Annotated in this window: 14 protein-coding genes, 1 tRNA gene and 1 other annotated feature; of the genes, 3 read left to right on the top strand and 12 right to left on the bottom strand. The window is 40.4% G+C overall.

What is annotated here, in order from left to right; all coding sequences use genetic code 11:
* Positions 1 to 351: 351 nt before the first annotated feature.
* From pulA (DXC23_RS10165) to eno, 3 genes are all read right to left on the bottom strand, one after another.
* Complete coding sequence (pulA, locus tag DXC23_RS10165) at positions 352 to 3,522, bottom strand: type I pullulanase (RefSeq protein ID WP_117706090.1); 3,171 nt, start codon at positions 3,520 to 3,522, stop codon at positions 352 to 354.
* 58 nt (positions 3,523 to 3,580) lie between these two features.
* Entirely contained in the window at positions 3,581 to 6,454 is a 2,874-nt protein-coding gene (pulA, locus tag DXC23_RS10160; protein ID WP_117706088.1) for a type I pullulanase, read from the bottom strand.
* Between the two features lie 405 nt (positions 6,455 to 6,859).
* Complete coding sequence (gene eno, locus DXC23_RS10155; protein WP_117706086.1) at positions 6,860 to 8,116, bottom strand: phosphopyruvate hydratase; 1,257 nt, start codon at positions 8,114 to 8,116, stop codon at positions 6,860 to 6,862.
* Positions 8,117 to 8,221: 105 nt separating this feature from the next.
* On the opposite strand from eno, the gene DXC23_RS10150 reads away from it, so the two are divergent.
* Positions 8,222 to 8,527, top strand: coding sequence for a LysM peptidoglycan-binding domain-containing protein (locus DXC23_RS10150; protein ID WP_117706085.1), 306 nt, complete (start codon positions 8,222 to 8,224; stop codon positions 8,525 to 8,527).
* A gap of 432 nt (positions 8,528 to 8,959) precedes the next feature.
* On the opposite strand, the gene DXC23_RS10145 is transcribed toward DXC23_RS10150, so the two are convergent.
* The 7 genes from DXC23_RS10145 to DXC23_RS10115 all read right to left on the bottom strand — a co-directional run bounded on the left by DXC23_RS10145 (position 8,960) and on the right by DXC23_RS10115 (position 16,867).
* Positions 8,960 to 9,337, bottom strand: a complete 378-nt coding sequence (locus DXC23_RS10145) for a metallopeptidase family protein (RefSeq protein WP_117706083.1) — start codon at positions 9,335 to 9,337, stop codon at positions 8,960 to 8,962.
* A 13-nt stretch (positions 9,338 to 9,350) separates the two neighbouring features.
* Positions 9,351 to 10,436, bottom strand: coding sequence for an RNA polymerase sigma factor RpoD (gene rpoD / locus DXC23_RS10140; protein ID WP_117706081.1), 1,086 nt, complete (start codon positions 10,434 to 10,436; stop codon positions 9,351 to 9,353).
* A 59-nt stretch (positions 10,437 to 10,495) separates the two neighbouring features.
* Entirely contained in the window at positions 10,496 to 12,262 is a 1,767-nt protein-coding gene (dnaG, locus tag DXC23_RS10135) for a DNA primase (RefSeq protein ID WP_117706079.1), read from the bottom strand.
* 92 nt (positions 12,263 to 12,354) lie between these two features.
* A complete protein-coding gene (locus tag DXC23_RS10130) occupies positions 12,355 to 12,990 on the bottom strand; it encodes a YigZ family protein (protein ID WP_117706076.1) in 636 nt (211 codons plus the stop codon).
* Positions 12,991 to 13,073: 83 nt separating this feature from the next.
* Positions 13,074 to 13,277, bottom strand: a complete 204-nt coding sequence (rpmE, locus tag DXC23_RS10125) for a 50S ribosomal protein L31 (RefSeq protein ID WP_117706075.1) — start codon at positions 13,275 to 13,277, stop codon at positions 13,074 to 13,076.
* A gap of 169 nt (positions 13,278 to 13,446) precedes the next feature.
* Complete coding sequence (gene thrS / locus DXC23_RS10120) at positions 13,447 to 15,390, bottom strand: threonine--tRNA ligase (protein WP_117706072.1); 1,944 nt, start codon at positions 15,388 to 15,390, stop codon at positions 13,447 to 13,449.
* Between the two features lie 51 nt (positions 15,391 to 15,441).
* Positions 15,442 to 15,648, bottom strand: a binding site (T-box leader).
* Between the two features lie 55 nt (positions 15,649 to 15,703).
* Positions 15,704 to 16,867, bottom strand: coding sequence for a hypothetical protein (locus DXC23_RS10115; protein ID WP_117706070.1), 1,164 nt, complete (start codon positions 16,865 to 16,867; stop codon positions 15,704 to 15,706).
* Positions 16,868 to 17,012: 145 nt separating this feature from the next.
* On the opposite strand from DXC23_RS10115, the gene DXC23_RS10110 reads away from it, so the two are divergent.
* Positions 17,013 to 17,690 carry a SpoIID/LytB domain-containing protein gene (locus tag DXC23_RS10110; protein WP_117706068.1) on the top strand — a complete coding sequence of 226 codons (678 nt, stop codon included), beginning with the start codon at positions 17,013 to 17,015 and terminating at the stop codon, positions 17,688 to 17,690.
* Here the strand turns inward: DXC23_RS10110 and DXC23_RS10105 are convergent, their stop codons facing one another.
* Together DXC23_RS10105 and DXC23_RS10100 are read right to left on the bottom strand one after the other, a co-directional pair.
* Positions 17,691 to 17,987 carry a sigma factor-like helix-turn-helix DNA-binding protein gene (locus tag DXC23_RS10105; protein ID WP_117706066.1) on the bottom strand — a complete coding sequence of 99 codons (297 nt, stop codon included), beginning with the start codon at positions 17,985 to 17,987 and terminating at the stop codon, positions 17,691 to 17,693. It abuts the gene before it with no gap.
* On the bottom strand, positions 17,987 to 18,196 hold the full coding sequence (locus DXC23_RS10100) for a hypothetical protein (protein ID WP_117706064.1): 210 nt from the start codon (positions 18,194 to 18,196) through the stop codon (positions 17,987 to 17,989). Before DXC23_RS10100 ends, DXC23_RS10105 begins: the two co-directional genes overlap by 1 nt.
* 259 nt (positions 18,197 to 18,455) lie before the next feature.
* Between DXC23_RS10100 and DXC23_RS10095 the strand changes: the two genes are divergently transcribed.
* Positions 18,456 to 18,532, top strand: a tRNA-Arg gene (locus DXC23_RS10095).
* The last annotated feature ends 82 nt before the right edge of the window (positions 18,533 to 18,614 follow it).

Here is an 18,614-nt window from a genome sequence, read left to right as displayed (position 1 = left end):
AGACATTCACTATATAATGAAAAAAGTTAATTATTTCTTTTATAAAAGGCTGTCGCCTGTTTTTTCAAACTAAGTACAATCACGCAAACAGCGTGGCTGTTTGCGCCCGAGGAATTGTTATATCGGAAGATTTTTATGGGCGCTGCCCAAACCCGCAACCCTTTAAAAAGGGTTGACCTAAATTTTAAAATTATTTAGCTAAAGCTATGCGCTAAACCATAATTTTTCCAAAAACTTTTTTGTAAATAAACATAACTGTTTGACAAAAATCAGAACAAAGCGTGTTCCTAATTTAAAATATGCCAAAAGCATAAGCCGACCCCTTACGAGGTCGGCTAAAATTATTTCAGATTAAGCAATCGGAACTGCGATTGGTGCATTTGGGTTATTATCCGGATTCTCTGTGTAGAATGTGAGGTATGTACCACCCATTACATTAGAGTCATCGATTACAATCCAAAGCTCGTTGTCAATAAAGCCCTTATAGTCAATTGTCTGATTTGTACCTTTGTCAGAAACAATTATATTGTAAGAACCTGCCTTTGTACAAGTGAAGTCCTTAACATACCAACCGTTTTCATCCTTTTCTGTAAGTGTATCGCCCGGCCATTCACCTGATGTTGTGTAGTTGTCAGCATCAACACCGTTTGTATCTGAACCCCAGAGCCAAAGTGACGGATTCCAAGTGAGTGAACCATTGTGCTTAACATGGAGTTTAACATCCATGCTTGACGCTACATAGTAGTAATCAACGCTCATATCTACACCATAAGGAATGTGACCGTTTACATTTTCAGGTGTTTTTGTTGTATCAACAGTATAACCGATTGTACGGTAGCTTGTTGTTGTATACTCGTCGCCAACCTTACCTGAAATTGTTGTTGAAGGAGTAATCTTCTTAACTTCGCCATTCTCATCTGTGTAGTAATGGTTTACTGTAACACTGCCCGATGATACCGGCTTACCGGTAGTATAAGTCTGAAGAGCTGTAACATCATTTACATCTTTCCTTGTATCGTAGTTTACATCTATCTTAGCAAATGTTTCGGCATCTACGCTTGAAGGATTAGTAATGATAGTCTGCATTAATGTTACATCACGAACATCAACAATACCGTCATTGTTTAAGTCAGCATTTTTAAATGACTCCGGAACATAGTCAGCATAGTAATATGTAACAACTGCAGGAGTTTCAGAGTATCTGCCTTCTACCGGGCCTTCTACCCTACTTAATACATATGTTTCAGGAATACTTGTATTTTCACCTGTTGCATAGCCTGTACCGATTGTACCCTGAATTACTTCAGGATCTACGAGGTTTTCGCCGGTCTTTTCGTAAACATAGTTTACAGTTACCTGACCCATACCGTCATCAAGAGCGAGCTTATCAAAGCTTGCCTTGTCAACAGCAATTACTGTTGAAATAGCAGGTACAGTAAATGTTGAACCTGAAACCTCGCCGAGTTTCTTTAAACCGGCTGTCTTATCGTTAGCAATAATTACCCACTCTGTGCAGCTTTCATCCTTGAGCTTAACTTCTTCTGCTTTTTTAGCTGAGTTGTGGATAACAGCCATTGTCTGCCACTCGTCAGGCTGGTCGTTCTTTACTGTGAAGGCAACCTGATTAGAGAATGCGCTGCCCATTGACTGGTTAAGTGTGTAAGCTGATGAATATGACTTATCCATTGCTGTGAATGGTGTAAAGTTCTTTCTGATTTCGTAAAGTCCCTTGTAGTAAGAAACGAGATCCTGATACTCCAGAATGTTGTTCCAGTTAATCTTGTTGATTTCAGGTGAAGACTTGTAGCTGTTTGTATCGCCGTACTTTGTGCGAGCCATTTCCTGACCTGCAAGCATAAATGAAATACCCTGTGAAGTATTTACAATAGCACCTGCCATTTTATTCATCTTAACGAGGTCTTCGTAACGGTTGCCGTAGTCGCCTGAAGCTGTAGAAGCAACGAGCTGATCGTAAAGAGCAGCGTTGTCGTGGCAGTCAGCGTATGTAACTGACTGTGAAGGAGCTTTAGCTTTCCACTTGTAGTTAGCGTTTGAGTTAGCGAACAAGCCGTAAGAAATACCCTTAGCAGCACCCTTTGAGCCCTGAACAAAACCTATGTTTGCAATGCTCATAGCGCCGCCCTTGATAGCGTCACGAACAGAGTCATTGAAGATACCGATTCTCTCGCTAAGTGAGCCTGCGTTTGACTGAACAGCCGACTTAAACTTTGTACCGTCACAAGTGTTTGTTGGGTGGTATGAGTCGCCGCCTGTCCATGCTTCGCCCCACATTGTAACCTTAGTATCAACCTGATCAAGAGCATCTCTGAGCTGATTCATTGTTTCAACATCCATAATACCCATAAGGTCATAACGGAAGCCGTCAACATGGTACTCGTTTACCCAATAAAGGCATGACTGAATAACATAGTTTCTGTACATTGCACGCTCTGTTGCGCACTCGTTGCCGCAGCCTGAGCCGTTTGAGAATGTGCCAGCTTTGTTAAGTCTGTAATAATAGTTAGGAACAGTCTTCTGGAAGCAAGAGTCTGTTGAATATGTATGGTTGTAAACAACATCCATTACAACGCTGATGCCTGCATCGTGAAGTGCCTGAATCATTTCCTTACACTCTTTAATTCTTACATTACCGTCATATGGGTTTGAAGAATAAGAGCCTTCAGGAACATTGTAGTTCTGTGGGTCATAGCCCCAGTTAAACTGCTCATCGTTGCCTGCCTCGTTTACTGAAGCATAGTCATAGAATGGATTGAGCTGTACTGTATTAACGCCAAGTTCTTTTAGATAGTCAATACATGTAGAAATGTTGCCCTCACCGTTAAGTGTTGTGCCGTTTTCTGTAAATGCAAGGTACTTACCACGATTTGCCTCAGAAACACCTGAAGATGCATCATAAGAGAAGTCCTTTACATGGAGTTCCCAAACTGTGCTGTCTGTTACTTCGTTCTGGAATACATGAGTGTCCTTGTCCCAACCGTCAGGGTCTGTAGAGTCGAGATCAACAATCATTGAACGGTTACCGTTTACACCGACTGCCTTTGAGTATACATCCTGTGTTTCACTTGTTGTTGTTTCGCCTGTTGTAGGATTAACTACTGTGATTGTGTAGGTGTAGTAGTAGTCTTTCCATTCGCCAGTAAGCTTAATCTCCCAAATGCCTGTAGCATCATCTTTCTCAAGCCGGTAAGAGGCTACCTTACTTGCTCCCTGTTCATCGTCTGAACCTTTTGTAAAAATATTTACCTTAATGTCAGTTGCTGTAGGTGACCAAACTTTGAAAGTTGTGGCATCTTTAGTGTATGTAGCACCGAGGTCATCTCCATCATATCTGTAATTTGCGTCAAGTTCCTCGAGTGCTTTTGTAGCAGTTGTATCAACTGCTACAGAATTGCCTGAAACTGTTTCGGCATCGGTTGTTGCAGCCATTGAAGTAACAGCTGTTGTTGTACCGAGCATACAAAATGCAAGAACAACAGAAACAAATTTCTTTGTATTTTTCATAGATTTATTTCCTCCTTGTTTTTTATAATCTATCCCTTGTGGGAATAACTACCTAAAATCATTCGTCTATATCCATAGACTCGGCAAAAGCCTTTTTCCTTTTAATGTTTGTATAAAGAGTGCTTGCAACGCATCCTGCAAGAATTAGACCTGCGGCAATATATACAACAACCATAACCGACTTAAGCGGGTCAGGGTCGTTTGAATATGAATAAATTACATTAACTTCTGTTTTTGTAAAATTACCGTTCGCATTTGACGGAACAAATCTTAATGTCATATCTTCAAATTCTTTTTCTTCTGCCGTATAAGCTTCTCCTTCTGCACCTGTAAGAGTTGTCTTTTCAACAACCTTACCGCTGCCGTCCATATAAATTACATTTACTCTGCATTCGTCCTTTGACTTGTCATCATCCGCAATCTTTTCGTATTTAAAGGTTACATCAAAATCCTTGTTAGGAAGAACACCGGAAGCATTGTTCGGAAGTTCGTCGAGTATAAGTCTGTAATTTTCAATACCCGGAATTTCGGGAGTGTAATACTCAACCCCTGTTCTGTTTTTAATTGAATAGCTGTCAACTAAATCTTTACCGCTCTCTTTATCAACAAAGTGGTAAGTAACTGTTGAAAAAGTACCCTCGTACTTTTCAACATAAACCTTAGCGTGAAGAACTCCGTCTGTAAAGAACCCTTTTGCGTCACCGTCGGTTTTCTTTATGTCATAGTTAAGAGTAAAAGCATTTTCAGCAAGGTCATAAGCCTTACCGATACCGCCTGTTACGGTTTGTGTAGAGATAAGCTCCTGAGTTTTGTTATCGTAATAGTCAACAACAACTGCGCCCTCTCTGATTGTAAGCGCTGCGTTTTCAAAGCCCTGCTTGTCTGCCATAACTACGGCTGAGTGAGCCTTAACCTCTACACTGCCGTCAACTTCGCCGAGGTTTCTTAATCCTGCTGTTTCGTTGTCCGCAACGATTACCCACTTTCCGTCAACTTTAACAGTCTGTGACTCATCACCGCCGTTAAAAAGAACGCAAACTTCATTCCATTTGCCCTGCTCTTTGTTGTTAAGTTTGTAACCTACAACTGTCTTTGGCAAGTCATTTAAATAATTAATTGCATTTGCACTCTGTGTCGTGCAATCCTTAAATGCCGCAAATTCTTCTCTGATTTGCATTAAACCTCTGTAATACTCAACAATATCGCTGTATTCATTGATATTGTTCCAATCAAGCATATTTTCCTCTCGGCTTGACGCATAAGAGTTTTCGTCACCGTCTTTGCTTCTTGCAAATTCCTCACCGGCAAGCATAAACGGAATACCCTGCGAAGTCATTACAATGGCAGCAGACAGCTTATTCATTGCAACTAAATCTTCGTAACGCTTTCTGTACTCTGAATCTCTGCCGTAAACCGAATCAACAAGTTTGTCATAAAGGCAAAGGTTATCGTGACAAGACGCATAAGTAACGCACTGTGACGGAACATTTGCCCAACCCGATGAGCGGTCTGACTGTCCTGCAATGCCAACCTTGAGATTGCCCTTTTTACTTCCGTCCTGCACAAATGCACCGTCTGTACCGCCTGAGCTGCCCTTAATAGCATCACGAATAGTATCGTCAAATGCGCCTATGCGGTCATTAAGCTGCTTGAGGTTATTTTGGTTAGCCATTACTGTGCCCTCGTCACAAGCAGTAGACATATTCCAAGCCTCGCCGTACATAAGAATTTTTTTGCCGATTCCGTTATCATAAAGGTTGTCGAGCGCCGCTCTTACCTGATTGAGAGTTTCAACATCGTGAAGTCCCATAAGGTCAAAACGAAAACCGTCAATGTGGTACTCCTTTGCCCAATAAGTAACTGAATCTACCATATATTTGCGGAACATCTTATGCTCCGATGCAGTATCATTGCTGCAGCCTGAGCCGTTAGAAAATGTGCCGTCCTCGTTCATTCTGTAATAATAGTTAGGAACTGTATTTTGGAATACGGAATCCGGTGTGTAGGTGTGGTTGTAAACAACATCCATAATTACACCGATACCTGCATTATGAAGTGCCTGTATCATCTGCTTACATTCTTTGATACGAACATTACCGTCATAAGGATTTGCAGAATACGAACCCTCGGGACAGTTATAGTTTACAGGGTCATAGCCCCAATTGTATTGCGACATAATGTCTTTTGATTCGTCAACAGAGCCGAAATCATAGAAAGGCATAACCTGAACATACTTTACACCGAGCTTTTTAAGGTAGTCAATGCAGGTTGGTGTGCCACCCTGAATGCCGTTTACAGTAGTACCCTCTTCGGTAAATGCAAGGAACTTGCCTCTGTTTGCCTTTGAAACACCGCTTGACTCCGAAGAAGAAAAGTCTGCAACTGAAACTTCCCATACAGATGCCTCGGTAGGATTTGAAACCGTTACATGAACATCGTTTTCCCAACCCTCAGGATTTGTGCTACTGAGATTTACTACCATGCTGCGCACGCCGTTCACACCGCAGGCCTTGGCATATACATCGCCTGTTTCAGCAACCTTGTCGCCGTTTTTTACGCTGTAAGTGTAGTATTTGCCTGCAAGGTCACCGCTAACCTTAACGCTCCATATGCCTGTTTTTTTGTCAAGCTCCATGGTTTTGGTTGAAATAGAACCACCGTCACCCTCTTCGTCACTGCCATGCTCGTAGAGGTTGAGCTTTACTGTATCAGCCTTAGGTGCCCATACTTTAAATGTAGTAGACTCCTTAGACCATACAGCGCCGAGGTCATTGCCCGAATACGCCGATTTGTCAAGCTCGGCTGCATATGCCTGATAATTCACCTTTTTATTTTCAACCTTCTTGTTTTCTGCTGCGCTGATTGCAGATGCGCACATACCTGCCATAATCATTGCTGTTAATGCCCCTGTAATTAATCTTTTTAATAACAATAAAAATGCCTCCTGACTCTGCGGCAATACCTTTCAGAATTCTTGTCTGCTTATAAAAGCCGCCATCAGAAACAAAATATTCAGTTTTAGTATTGACCAAAATAACACTGCTTGCTTCAGGACAGTATTATACATAATAAATAATTATATTTTCTTATTTATCATTCTAACATAATTTACAAGTTGTTTTATATCTTTTAAAGAATTATATTTTAAATCCGCCACTTTATAACGTAGAATTTTATTCGCTTTTATTGTGCATATTGCTATACAACAACTCGCATTTTTATATATTTTTCAATTAATCTTATAAAATGACAATATAAAAAAGGTCATTCAACCCCTGAATAAGCCGAATAACCTTTTTAGAATGGCAAAAATTTGACAATTTATTTAATTTGATTTTTAAAAGCCGTAAACCGAAGAACCCTTTATCAGACTTTCTATTCTCAAAAGTCTGTTGTACTTGCACACCCTGTCTGTACGGCAAGGAGCGCCCGTTTTTATCTGACCTGCGTTTACGGCTACCGCAATATCGGCAATAGTAGTGTCCTCTGTTTCACCGCTCCTATGAGAAATAACAGTTGTGTAGCCTGCTTTCTGCGCCGTATCAATAGCCTCAAAGGTTTCGGTAAGCGTTCCGATTTGATTCATTTTTATAAGAATAGAATTGCCTGCGCCAATCGAAATACCCTTGCAAAGTCTTTCTGTATTGGTCACAAATAAATCGTCGCCCACCAGCTGAATTTGACTGCCGAGCCGCTGAGTAATATTCTGCCAACCCTCCCAATCATATTCCGAAAGCGGATCTTCTATTGAAATAATCGGATACTTGCTGCAAAGATTTTCAAAATAATCAATTAGATCGCTTGTTTTCAGTACCGAATTTCTTTTTGGCAAATGATAAATACCATCGCTGTACCATTCAGACGCCGCCGCATCAATCGCAATCTTTGTGTTATCGGTATTATAACCTGCGTTTGCGATTGCCCCAATTATAAGCTCAATAGCCTCTTCATCGGTTTCAAGGTTCGGAGCAAATCCTCCCTCGTCCCCCACAGAGGCAGCCATTCCCTTTTGCGAAAGAATTTTTCCGAGCCTATGATAAATTTCACAGCACTGCTGTAAACCGTCAGAAAAGGTTTCTGCACCAACAGGCATTATCATAAATTCCTGAATATCAATATTATTTGCGGCGTGAGCACCGCCGTTTAAAATATTCATCATCGGTACGGGAAGTTTTACCGAATAAATACCGCCGAGATACCTGTAAAGCGGAAGTCTGAGCGACTTTGCCGCCGCCTTGGCAACCGCAACCGATACTGCAAGTACAGCGTTTGCGCCGAGATTTTTCTTGTTTTTACTGCCGTCAAGCTCAAACAGCTTTTTGTCAATTCCACATTGGTCAAACGGCGACATTCCGCAAAGTTCGGGCGCAATCACCTTGCTGATATTTGCAACTGCTTTTTTTACGCCTTTGCCGCCAAATCTTTCTCCGCCGTCACGCAGCTCCACCGCCTCGTACGCACCTGTTGACGCACCCGACGGCACTGCCGCATTTGCAAATGTTCCGTCTGTAAGACCTACCGTTGCCTCCACCGTCGGGTTGCCTCTTGAATCAATAATTTCTCTGCCAACTACTGAATTAATTGTAATTTTCATTTTATTACCTCCTAATATATTTTGCCGTAGCTGTCAAAAAATATTCAGAGCAGTAGCAATGCAAAACGGCAGGCATATTATAATAGAAAAGCAAGGAGGAATAATATGGATATTGTTTACTATACGGTCAGACCCGGAAATACTTTGTTTGGAATTGCGCAGTTTTTTCAAACAACGGTGAACGACATTTTAAGATATAACAATATAGCAGACGCAAACAGAATTTATGTGGGAGAAACACTTGCGATTCCGGCAGGAACTTCTCAGTCGCCACGCACACATATTGTAAGACCAGGAGAATCTCTTTGGTATATTTCAAAAATGTATAATATGACGGTAGAGGACATTATGGATAAAAACAACCTCGGAAATCCAAATGTTCTGTATCCGGGACAAATACTCAATGTGTAATTATTTAAAAATTGATAAGTTAAAGTAAATTTAAAATTTAGGTCAACCCTTTTTAAAGGGTTGCGGATTTGGGCAGAGCCCATAAAATGATGAAAACACACTGATTTGATATATTAATAAACATTTATAATTATATTATAGAATAATTAAACTTTAGATTAATCAAATCTTTAATATTAAACGAAAGTCAAGACTAATTAGTGGCAGAAAGTAAGAAAGTCACATTTGAGCCAAAGCAGAGAACGGTATTATAAAGGACACAAAAATTTGAGTGTGTGGCTTTTCCTTTCCGCTGTCGCATTTTGCTTTACTTTGTTGCCCGACAAATAATTTGCTAAACCATTATTTATTAATGTTACCCCAACATTTAGAATAAAAACTTAAAACTAAAAAACAAAAGCTGTACCGAAAATTCGATACAGCTTTTATGTATTATCCGTTTATACCATTACTTTTCAAATAAGATACTATCTGTTCATCATCACAAATACCGAGGTCATCGCAACCCGAAAGGTGTTCGTTGTGGTGCTTTACTTCATGGTGCATAATTTTTTCAAGTTCATTGTAAAGCCTGTCATTGGGCAATCTTCCGTAAACTTTCATTATACTGCCGTAGTAAAACACAATAGAATTTCCGATTGAATTTCTTACATACTCGCCGAGTATGAACAGCTCTCCCCTTACGCTTTGCGGATGCAACTTTGCCTGCGGTTCAAGCGACATTCCGCCATTTAAATCACGGAAAAGTTCCTGCGGCATTGAGTCTGCAATTTCATCGAGCATCTGAGCACATTCTTCAAAAGTAACCATAATCAATACCTAATTAATAATCAAGATAATCCTTGAGCTTTCTGCTTCTTGACGGATGTCTGAGCTTTCTGAGTGCCTTTGCCTCAATCTGACGGATACGCTCACGAGTTACATTAAACTCCCTGCCGACCTCTTCAAGAGTTCTGCTTCTGCCGTCCTCAAGGCCAAAACGAAGTCTTAAAACCTTTTCTTCTCTTGGAGTAAGAGTAGAAAGAACATCTGAAAGCTGCTCTCTGAGCATTGTGTGTGACGCAGCGTCGGCAGGAGCAGGTGCACCGTCATCAGGAATAAAGTCGCCGAGGTGGCTGTCTTCCTCTTCGCCGATAGGAGTTTCAAGCGAAACAGGCTCCTGAGCAACACGCATAATCTCTCTAACCTTATCAACAGGCAAATCAAGCTCCTCTGCAATTTCATCAGGAGTTGGCTCGTGACCGTTCTGATGCAAAAGCTGGCTCTGTACCTTTTTAACCTTATTAATAGTTTCAACCATATGAACAGGAATACGAATTGTTCTTGCTTGATCTGCAATAGCTCTTGTAATAGCCTGTCTGATCCACCATGTAGCATATGTTGAGAACTTAAAGCCTTTTGTGTAGTCGAACTTATCAACAGCCTTAATCAGACCAAGGTTACCCTCCTGAATAAGGTCGAGGAACTGCATACCTCTGCCAAGGTAGCGCTTTGCAATACTTACAACAAGACGGAGGTTAGCCTCTGAAAGGCGCTGTTTTGCCTGCACATCGCCATCTGCAATTCTGATAGCAAGGTCAATTTCCTCTTCCGAAGAAAGGAGCGGCACTCTGCCGATTTCTTTTAAATATACTTTAACAGGGTCATCAACGGTGACTGCACCGTCTGCAACAAAGTCGGAATCCTTACCGTCGCCGAGGTCAATGTCATCAATCTTAATATCGCCCATATCCTCAACGATTTCAATACCTTGCTGCTCAAGATTGTCATAGAGTTTTTCGAGCTGTTCGGGATCAAAATCCATCTCGCCGATTGCATCGAGAATATCCTGATTGGTGAGCTGTCCCTTTTGTTTGCCAAGCTCTAAAAGCTCTTTTACAACTGTTTTCTTGTCCTGAGGTGCGTTCATACTCATTTTCCTTTCTGAATGTCCAAATGATTATATATTAAAGAAACAGGATAAATTTACTATTTTTTATTCTGTTTCAACCTTTTTATGTAATCGTTAATGTCATCTGCCGACATTTCGGCAAGCTTGTCCGAAGTCAGCTTACTGCTTTCTTCATTAATTACCTTTATGTATTCTTCAACCGCCTCTCTTGTAGATGCGGCAGGAATTGTAGTGGAAATCAGCTTATACAGATACGAAACCTCGTCTGAATTAAAGTCGGACGCCACGCTTGTAAGCGGCTCGTATCCGCTCTTTATTTTGCCAAGCACATATTCATAGTAGCGCTTGATAAGCGAATTTGAAAATTTATCGGGAGTGACCCTCTCTGAAATACTGTTTGCGTAATCGGGATTGTTGATTAAATAAACAAGCAAAGCCTCCTCTGCGCTTGAACTTCTCGGCTTTTTATAGTGCTCCTTGTTTATTTTATCATTCTGTCCGTTCAGCTCGTATTGAATCTGTCGGGTTTCCTTTTTAATGTTCTCTCTTCTGCCTCGCCTTTTAATTTTTGCAATCTGATCATTAAAGGCATTTTTGTCAATCTCAAGCTCGGCACAAAGTTTAGATGCAAAAACATCTCGCTCAATGGGGCTTTCGATTGAGGCAACAATTTTTACCGCATCGTTAAGAAATGCAACCTTGCCGTCAGTAGTGGTAAGATTGTAGTTTTCCCTTAATTTCATAAGTCGGTACTCAACATCATTGCCGCATTTGTCTATTAAAAGTTTAAAAGCCGCAGGCCCGTTTTCTCCCTTTGAGCGAATAAACTCGTCCGGGTCTTTTCCGCTCGGAACAGTGAGAATTTTAATAGGAAGTCCTGCATTTCTCAAAATTTGTATCGCCCTTGCGGTGGCTTTCTGTCCTGCACCGTCAGCGTCATAGCAAATTATAACTTCATCGGCATATCTTTTCATAAGTACAGCCTGTTCGTTGGTAAGCGCCGTACCGAGTGTAGCAACAGCATTTGTAAAGCCTGCCTGATTGAGCGCAATAACATCCATATATCCCTCGCACAAAATCAATGTGCGTGTATCCGAACTCTTTGCATTATTAAGTGAAAAAAGATTTTCACTCTTTTTAAATACGGGTGTATCGGATGTATTGAGATATTTCGGCTTTTCGTCAGTCATAATTCTGCCGCCAAAAGCTATAACATTGCCACGCAAATCTATAATAGGAAACATAACCCTATTTACAAATCGGTCGTGTATTCCGTTTCCGCTCCTGTTTTTAAAGGCAAGATTTGCAGATAAAATCTCATATTCCGAAAAGCCTTTGTTTTTCAGATGATTACAAAGTGAATTCCAATCATCATCGGCAAAACCTAATCCAAAATGCCTTATTGTGCGGTCAGACAGCGCCCTGCCCCTAAGATAATTTAATCCGCTCTGCCCTTTCGGCGAAATCAGGGTTGAATGAAAAAACCTCGCCGCCTCACGATTAGCCTCATAAATTCTCATTCTGAGCTTGCTCATACTGTCATCATAGGTGTTTTCGGGCATTTCCATACCTGCCCTTTGCGCAAGAAATTTTACCGCCTCTACATAATCAAGATTTTCAATCTTCATTATAAAGGTAATAACATCTCCGCCTGCTCCGCAGCCAAAACAGTAGAAAGAACCGTTTTCGGTATAAATATTAAAGGAAGGAGTTTTTTCTCCGTGAAACGGGCACAATCCCACCATATTTCTGCCATGGCGCTTAAGATTTACATATGAAGATGCAATCTCCGTTATATCGTTTCTCAGCTTTAATTCCTGCAAAAAACTGTCTGGAAAAGGCATAAAACTCCCCCCTTTTCTGTTTCCCATTAGCTATTTACGAATTTTTCGCAAATATTCCTTTTTTATTTCAAAAAAATTTTAAAAATTTACAATTATTCATTTATAGGCACTGCAAAATACTGTTTGTCTGTCTGCTGAGTCACAACCTCGCCCGAAGTTGCGTCTGCAAGTTTTTTATTGAGAGTGCCGAGTAAGCCGGGCTTTATATGGAATTTTACAAGCACATCACTTTCAAATACAGTATCGTCAACATTTGCACCAAGTCCCATAATGAGAGATGACACCTTGCCGTACTGATTATATGCGCATCTTGTTTCACACACAAGGCAATTTTGCATTATTACAGGCTTAGCCGCCTCAAGTGCAATTTTAGAGCCATGAGAATACGCACGCACAAGTCCGCCCGTACCCAACAGCACACCGCCAAAATACCTTGTAACAACAACCACAACATCAAAAATCTCGTTTTTGACTATAACATCAAGCACAGGCATACCTGCTGTACCCGACGGCTCGCCGTCATCGCTGTATCTCTTTATGTTGCCCTCTCTTAGGGAATAAGCGTAAACATTGTGTGTAGCGTTCCAATGCTCACTGCGCTTTTCGTTAATAAAATCTATTGCCTCCTGCTCGGTTTTTACAGGCTTGCAATATCCTATAAATCGAGAGCGCTTTTCAACAAATTCATCACTTGCATACTCAAGTACAGTTTTATAATCCTTTGCCAATAGTACACCTCCGCAAAATAAACTTACAGACAACAGTCAAAAAGGCGGCACTAAGTGCCGCCTCAACAATTACGATATAAAAATTATTTGTCCATACCGAAACGCTTTTTGAATCTGTCAACTCGTCCGCCGGTATCAACCAATTTCTGCTTTCCTGTGAAGAATGGGTGGCATTTTGAACAAACTTCAACACGAATGTCCTTCTTTGTTGAACCTGTTTCAATAACATTACCGCAAGCACATGTAATTGTTGTCTGCTGATAATCTGGATGGATGTTCTCTTTCATTTTCCTCACCTGCCTGACTCTGCATAATAACAGATAGATTATACAACAAAAATAAGCAAAATGCAAGTATTTTTCAAAACTTTTTTCAAAATTTCGCAATATTTTTTAATTTTGCTTATTTTTGAAGTTATTAAATAGTATATACAATTATAATAATTCTTATTGTGAATTATTTAATTTCCTTTGTGTCAATTTCTTTCTTAGCCATTGCAATAAAGTCCTCAAGTTTCATTGCGCCGAGGTCGCCCTCTTTTCTGTGACGGACAGAAACTGTATTAGCCTCAACATCCTTATCACCGATAATGAACATATAAGGAACTTTCTCAAGCTGAGCCTCACGAATCTTGTAGCCGATCTTTTCACTTCTTGAGTCAACCTCAACACGCATACCGCAAGCGTCAAGAGCCTTTTTGATTTCGTAAACATAGTCAAGGTGTCTGTCTGCAACAGGAAGAAGTTTAACCTGAACAGGAGCAAGCCACATCGGGAATGCACCTGCATACTTTTCAATAAGAAGTGCAAGTGTTCTTTCGTAGCAACCGATTGATGTTCTATGAATAATGTAAGGATGTTTCTTTGAACCGTCCTTGTCTACATATTCCATACCGAACTTTTCAGCGAGCATCTGGTCAATCTGAATTGTAATAAGAGTATCTTCCTTGCCGTAAACATTCTTAATCTGAATGTCGAGCTTTGGACCATAGAATGCTGCCTCGCCAACACCGATAGCATAAGGAATCTCAAGGTGATCAAGGATTTTCTGCATAATGCCCTGAGCCTCGTCCCACTGCTCCGGTGTGCCGATATACTTAGCTGTATCCTTAGGATCCCACTGAGAAAATCTGTAAGATACATCTTCATAAAGACCGAGTGTTTTAAGCATATAAATAGCAAGCTCAAGACAGTTTCTGAACTCGTCCTCAAGCTGTTCAGGCAAGCACATAAGGTGACCTTCTGAAATTGTGAACTGACGAACTCTGATAAGTCCGTGCATCTCTCCGCTTGCTTCATTTCTGAAAAGTGTTGAAGTTTCATTGTAACGGAGCGGAAGATCTCTGTATGAACGCTGACGATTAAGATAAGCCTGATACTGGAACGGGCAAGTCATAGGACGAAGTGCAAATACTTCATCATCTTTTTCGGGGTCGCCGAGTACAAACATACCGTCCATATAGTGGTCCCAGTGACCGCTGATTTTGTAAAGGTCGCTCTTAGCCATAAAAGGTGTTTTTGTGAGCAACCAACCACGGCGCTGTTCCTCGTCTTCTACAAATCTCTGTAAAAGCTGAACGATTCTTGCGCCCTTTGGAAGAAGGATAGGAAGACCCTGACCGATTACATCTGATGTTGTGAAAAGCTCAAGTTCTCTGCCGAGTTTGTTATGGTCACGGCTTCTTGCCTCTGCAAGCATTTTAAGGTGTTCCTCAAGCATAGATGCCTTAGGGAACGCTACACCGTAAACTCTGCAAAGCTGATGATTGTTTGCGTCGCCTCTCCAGTATGCGCCTGTGCAGTTTGTAAGTTCAACAGCCTTAACAGGTGCAACGCTCATAAGGTGCGGGCCTGCGCAGAGGTCTGTAAAATCGTCCTGCTTGTAAAAGCTGATATGCTCGCCGTTGTCTGAATGTTCCTTTGCAAGCTCAACCTTGTAAGGCTCGTTCATCTCTTCAAGCATTTTTACAGCCTCATCAGGAGCAAGCTCAAAACGCTCAATCTCAATGCCCGACTTAACAATTTTCTTCATCTCTGCCTTGATTTTTTCAAGATCCTCGGCTGAAAAAGGCTTTTCAACCTCAAAATCATAGTAAAAACCGTTGTCAACGGCAGGACCGATAGCGCACTTTGCGTTTGGATAAAGGCGCTTAACTGCCTGTGCAAGAATATGTGATGCTGTGTGCCAAAACGCCTTTTTGCCGTCCGGCTCGTCAAAAGTAAGAAGATCTACTCTGCAATCCTTTGTAATAGGTGTGCGCAGGTCAACTACATTGCCGTCAACTCTCGCACAACAAACAGACTTATAAAGTCCCATACCGATAGATTTTGCAATTTCAGCAGGAGTTACTCCGCTTTCAAACTCCTTGACTGTACCGCCCTTTAATTCAACATTAATCATATTCATTCTCCTTAATCAAAAGAAATAAAAAGCCCGATATTCCAAAAGGAATATCGGGACGAATATACTTCGTGGTTCCACCCAACTTTGGCATAATTAATATGCCCTCATTCGACCTTAACGCAGTCATACGCCGCACCATTTCCTGTGCAGACTCAAAGGTGGTAGCTTAAAATTACTTTTGCGAAAAATCACAGCAGACATTTTCGCTCTCTGAAAAAGTAGGTTTTTAAACCGTGTCCTTATCGAAGTTCTTTATTTTACTTAATATTAACACCGCCGACTTGAAATGTCAAGCATTAATTTTCAAAACTTATTTTTTGTTATTGAGTTCATTTTGCTGTTCGTCAAGATCAGCGAGTAATTTATCAATCTCATTCATAAGTTTTTCTTCTTTTTTCTGTCTTCTTGCGGCAATAATGCTTGAATCGGCGTCATCGTCATCAATGCCTAACACAAAGCCGCCGGAAAGATCTCCCTCTTCACCGATAACCTTTGGAGCAGATATTTCGGGAATAACATCGTCAGCCTCATAACCCATAATAAAATCATCTGTATCGGCAGTAGCTTTTTGAGAATAATCCTCATCCTTTTTATCTTCACCCAATACAAGCTCGCCGTCTATATTATTGATTTCGGTATCTGAATTTGAATCTGTAAAAGCGTCTACAATTACGATTTCATCTTTTCTGAGTGCACCTCTTGTAAGCTCAACAAGGTAGCAAATCTGATACAAACCAAATGAAATAAGCATAGCGCCTGCAAGCAGAGCAATACCGCCCACACTGTCAAACACTACCCTTGCAATAAGGAATGCGCCGTAAGAAATACCGAAAGCGGCTGACGGCATACCGTAAATAAACGATGCCTTAACAGGGTTTTTACCCGGAATTTTTGAAATTACCATTGCCTGTGGGAACAATGAAAGTGTAAGGAAAATAAAGCAGAACAGCAAAGACATATCTGATGCCGCTACCGAGAGCTTTGTTGCCTCAAGGAAGCATGAAACCAACTCTGAAACTGCCCAAAGCGATGGGAAAACATACAAAAATGCAATGTTTGAAACAGGTGCAAATCCTGTAAAATGCGTTCTCGCCATAAACACAAGTCCGATAGCGGCAAGCATTGCAAGGAAAGCACATACTATATAAACCAAAAGATACTCACTGTCTTTTTTCGCCATAAGGGTCATTACAGAGTATGCAAGCGTAAATGCCGCCGAAAGCACCGAGAAGATACCGGCAGGCACATTTCTCTTTGACTCGTAAACCGGTGCGGTTTTTCGGTCTGCAATATTAAAAATTATACACAGCACAAAGAGTGCAAGTGCTACTCCGACTGCTAAATAAGAAAACAACAGTGCGTTTATTCCGCTTATCATTCCTGTATCATCATTGCCAAAAACGCTCAGCAGTCTAAGCGCAGTCATTGCAAGAACGGCAGGAATAAATGGAATCCATGATAATTTAATCTTCATACTTATCTCCGTTTCTTCAAACAATATAACGGTTATTTTAGCCGAATTTTTTACATATATTATTTTAAGCCAAATAAACTCTTATGTCAAGAATTATTGGGTCAAAAAATATCTTTTGCAAAGTTATACGAAAAGAGAGGAATTTATGAGAATAAAAGTTATATTTATAATAATCTTTTTGCTTACAATGGCATTTTTGCCCATAATTGTGTCAAAATGCACCGCAACCAAAACTACCGCAGCCTCGGTATCTACCGCCGACTATGCAGAAAAGCCGACCGATAATTCAACTGAAAATTCAGAGAAGAGCACAATAAAGCCTCAGCAAGAAAGCAGTGAAAGCAAAGCAGAACTTACCGATGCCGAGCTTTGCGGTATGGTAGCCGCCAATTATGACGAAAGCTATTGCGAAGAAACCCTCAAGGCTTTGGCTGTAATTCTCTACACCAATTATTGCCTTGCCCCCGATGATTACGACTTGAAAGACAGTAGAATATGTATTTTGGAAAGCAATGCAGAAAATTCAGTAAAAGAAAATTACAACACAATAAAATCTGCCGTTTCGGCTGTATATAAAAAAGCACTCTGCTCAAACGGCAAAGTGCTTTATATACCTTTTACAAGCTCAACCAACGGAAAAACCTCGTCAAGCAGTGAATATCCCTATCTGACCGCCGTTGCATCTCCATGGGACAGCTACTCAAACGCAAATGACGATGAGCATTGCGGCGTCAGTCTTAACGGAATAAATTATTTATGTAACGATGGATACAGCTATGCGCAGGCTTTGCAGTGGTATCTGCCCGATTTCACTATACAATAATCACATATAATGCTTTGTGATTTTATACAGCTTAGCCGCTCCCATCTGTATATGCCTTGTAACAACAGGCGGAGTTACACCAAGCTCACTTGCAATGGTTTTCATTTTCTTATGATTAAAATAATATTCAAGCACACAATGGCGCTGTCTGTCGGTAAGGTCATTTTCGATTACATTCATAAGTACCTTTAAAGCCTTTTTGCGGTTTTCGCTGTTGCTTTCGCCATTCATTATACTTCTTTCAAAGCAAATTTTATCCGAATTTAAATCAGAAAAATGTATAAGTCTGTCTCTCATTACATTACCCCCTTATATCTTGCCTCAAGAAGATTTGCAATATCAAGACATTCAAGATAATATCCTCTGTATTTGCCTATCCTCTCGTATATTTCTTTTTTATTAACAAAACCTTTGGTTTTTAACATTTTTTTATATTTATCAATAACAGACAACATTCTGTCTGCCTCTGTTCTGTATTCTTTTGACCATTCAAGATAATTATTCATATTATACTTCCTTTCTGCCTTTTATTCATTCGCTAAGAACCAACGGGGCTTGGTTCTATATTTATTATAGAGAGAAAAAATCACAAAATCAATAGTTTTTAGAACATTTGTTCTAATTAGCGCAATTTTTAAGAGCAAAGTCCCTTTTTCAGTACTTTGCAGGCAGAATTTATAAATTTTCTCAAAGTATTTCGATTGCTTTTTATTCTCAAACTTTCTTGACAAAACAATTCTTTTATACTAAACTATTAATAGATATGTGCCAATAGCTCAGCAGGATAGAGCGTCTGCCTCCTAAGCAGAAGGTCGGGGGTTCGAATCCCTTTTGGCACGCCAATAAGGCTCTCATCGTTAAGTTTTATGTGACTTAATGATGAGAGCTTTTGTTATATAGCAATATTATAGAAATTTAATTATA

Source organism: Eubacterium sp. OM08-24 (assembly GCF_003438075.1).
Lineage (GTDB): Bacteria > Bacillota > Clostridia > Oscillospirales > Acutalibacteraceae > Ruminococcoides.
Note: the sequence above shows the minus strand (reverse complement) of the source record. Positions and strands in the feature narration are given on the sequence as shown.

Excerpts from the sequence above, each read along its gene's own strand:
- pulA (WP_117706090.1), bottom strand. The coding sequence starts at position 3,522 with ATGAAAAATACAAAGAAATTTGTTTCTGTTGTTCTTGCATTTTGTATG.
- eno (WP_117706086.1), bottom strand. The coding sequence starts at position 8,116 with ATGAAAATTACAATTAATTCAGTAGTTGGCAGAGAAATTATTGATTCA.
- DXC23_RS10150 (WP_117706085.1), top strand. The coding sequence starts at position 8,222 with ATGGATATTGTTTACTATACGGTCAGACCCGGAAATACTTTGTTTGGA.
- DXC23_RS10145 (WP_117706083.1), bottom strand. The coding sequence starts at position 9,337 with ATGGTTACTTTTGAAGAATGTGCTCAGATGCTCGATGAAATTGCAGAC.
- rpoD (WP_117706081.1), bottom strand. The coding sequence starts at position 10,436 with ATGAACGCACCTCAGGACAAGAAAACAGTTGTAAAAGAGCTTTTAGAG.
- dnaG (WP_117706079.1), bottom strand. The coding sequence starts at position 12,262 with ATGCCTTTTCCAGACAGTTTTTTGCAGGAATTAAAGCTGAGAAACGAT.
- rpmE (WP_117706075.1), bottom strand. The coding sequence starts at position 13,277 with ATGAAAGAGAACATCCATCCAGATTATCAGCAGACAACAATTACATGT.
- thrS (WP_117706072.1), bottom strand. The coding sequence starts at position 15,390 with ATGATTAATGTTGAATTAAAGGGCGGTACAGTCAAGGAGTTTGAAAGC.
- DXC23_RS10115 (WP_117706070.1), bottom strand. The coding sequence starts at position 16,867 with ATGAAGATTAAATTATCATGGATTCCATTTATTCCTGCCGTTCTTGCA.
- DXC23_RS10110 (WP_117706068.1), top strand. The coding sequence starts at position 17,013 with ATGAGAATAAAAGTTATATTTATAATAATCTTTTTGCTTACAATGGCA.
- DXC23_RS10105 (WP_117706066.1), bottom strand. The coding sequence starts at position 17,987 with ATGAGAGACAGACTTATACATTTTTCTGATTTAAATTCGGATAAAATT.
- DXC23_RS10100 (WP_117706064.1), bottom strand. The coding sequence starts at position 18,196 with ATGAATAATTATCTTGAATGGTCAAAAGAATACAGAACAGAGGCAGAC.